Raw genomic sequence first — 1,915 nt, 5'->3', positions numbered from 1 at the left:
GAAGCGGGAGAAATGGCCGCTCTTCAGAGAGTGTCATGACGCCTGGTATCGGGTCGCGGGCGAGGAGCGAGGCAACCGGCAATTCCTGGTGCAGGACCCCGACGGCTATTTGCTGCGCTTCGCTGAGAATCTGGGATCGAGGTAGTCGAGTCGGCACAATCGCTAGCCGCCCGCGTCTGGAGCTCTCTTGGCGCGCCACGCCGCGATGGAGTCGCTCAAAGCCAACTTCTGTATCGAGCACGCGCGGCAAACATGCCGACGCATGCTCCCGCACATGCTGTTGCGTGGACGCGGCGCCGGTGAACCAGAAAGCTCTTGACGCGACAAAGCACCATGGATCTGGTTCGACCCGAATAACTCGAGGGTCGATGGATGGAGACGACCCGTGGGATTTTTGCCGAGACTATTGCTCGCAGCCGCTCTCGTGAGCCTTGCGCCGGCCGTCGCCCAGGCGGCGAAGCAGCCCGTCGCATCCGCGGCCCTGCAGAAGGAATTCGACGCCTTCATCGAAAAGTTTCGCGCGGCCGTGAAGGCGGACGATCCAGCCGCCGTCGCGACGATGACCAAATTGCCGTTCATGAACGAGAGCGACATTCGCGACGCCGCGCAATTTCGCGCCAAGACCTATCGTACCTTCTTCACGGCGAAAAATCGCGCGTGTCTCCAGAAAGGCAAGGCCGTCTACGACCGCGATCCCGAGAAGAACGAGAATTTCTTCATCACCTGTGGCGAGACCATGTTCGGCTTCAGCAAGACGCCGACGGGTTTCCTGTTTACGGACATCGGCGCGAACGATTGAGCGGGCGGCGCGTAGCGTGAGCCCTGGCGAAACCCATCCTCCGAACTGCGCAAAGGCCTGACAACGCGATGCGTTGCCAGGCCTTTGCTTGTCAGCGACGACGGCGATGGCGGAGACGCGCGCAGCCCTCAGGTCTCGATCTTTACGTACTCGAAATCGCCGGGCTTGTTGTCGATGCCGACCTTGGGCGGTGAGATCCAGGAGGCGTACTGGCCGGTTTCGGTGACGGGCTTCATCAGCGAGGTGATGAAGTCGCCGTCCGAAGTCGAGGGCAGCCATTCGTCCTTGCGCTTGGCCCAGTTGGCGTCGTCGATCAGGATGCCGTCGGGCGTGGCGTGGACGTCCTTGAACTCGCCGATGTGGCGGTGGAAGGCGACGTTCGGCAGCTTGAGCTGGAAGTCGTAGCCGGCGGTCGAGATCACCTTGTTCCAGCGCAACAGGCCCTTGACGCAATCCTGGCTGTAATCGTCGCGCAGGCGCATGTTGAGCGCGGTCAGCGCCGGCTCGTCGACCAGCTTGACCTCGCCGTTGATGAGCTTGAGCACCGGATAGGTCGAGTTCTTGAGCTGGTGGTCGTCCTCGATCTGGGTCTCGTGATAACGGCCCTTGATGCCGGCGTTGAACGCATTCGCCGCGTTGGTCGAAACCTCCGAACCGAACAGATCAAGCGACAGCGTGTAGTGCAGGTTGAGCTTCTTCTGGATGGTCGGCAGGTCGATCACCCCGAGCGCGCGAACCTTCGCGATGTCGGTGGGATCGGTGATGCCGGCCGCGCGCATCGCATCGCAGGTGCGCTGCACGACGCGGGTGATGCCGGTTTCGCCGACGAACATGTGGTGGGCTTCCTCGGTCAGCATGAAGCGGCAGGTGCGCGACAGCGGATCGAAGCCGGACTGCGCGAGGCTGTGCAGCTGCATCTTGCCGTCGCGGTCGGTGAAATAGGTGAACATGAAGAACGACAGCCAGTCCGGCGTCGCCTCGTTGAAGGCGCCGAGCATGCGCGGCGCATCGGCATCGCCGGAGCGGCGGCGCAGCAGATCATCCGCCTCCTCGCGGCCGTCGCGGCCGAAATATTTCTGCAAGAGATAGACCATCGCCCAGAGATGGCGGCCTTCT

The 1,915-nt window shown here is 62.5% G+C and carries 2 protein-coding genes and 1 pseudogene; 2 read left to right on the top strand and 1 reads right to left on the bottom strand.

What is annotated here, in order from left to right; genetic code table 11:
* Together NLR35_RS33990 and NLR35_RS33985 are read left to right on the top strand one after the other, a co-directional pair.
* A pseudogene (locus tag NLR35_RS33990) lies at positions 1-145 on the top strand (VOC family protein); the annotation flags it as partial.
* Between the two features lie 240 nt (positions 146-385).
* Positions 386-799 carry a hypothetical protein gene (locus NLR35_RS33985; protein WP_257170900.1) on the top strand — a complete coding sequence of 138 codons (414 nt, stop codon included), beginning with the start codon at positions 386-388 and terminating at the stop codon, positions 797-799.
* A gap of 128 nt (positions 800-927) precedes the next feature.
* Here the strand turns inward: NLR35_RS33985 and boxB are convergent.
* Positions 928-1,915, bottom strand: a 988-nt coding sequence (gene boxB / locus NLR35_RS33980; RefSeq protein WP_257170899.1) for a benzoyl-CoA 2,3-epoxidase subunit BoxB, incomplete at its 5' end; no start/stop codon positions are given.

The organism is Bradyrhizobium sp. SRS-191, from assembly GCF_024586915.1.
Taxonomy (GTDB): domain Bacteria; phylum Pseudomonadota; class Alphaproteobacteria; order Rhizobiales; family Xanthobacteraceae; genus Bradyrhizobium.
This window is presented reverse-complemented; position numbering and strand designations above follow the sequence as displayed.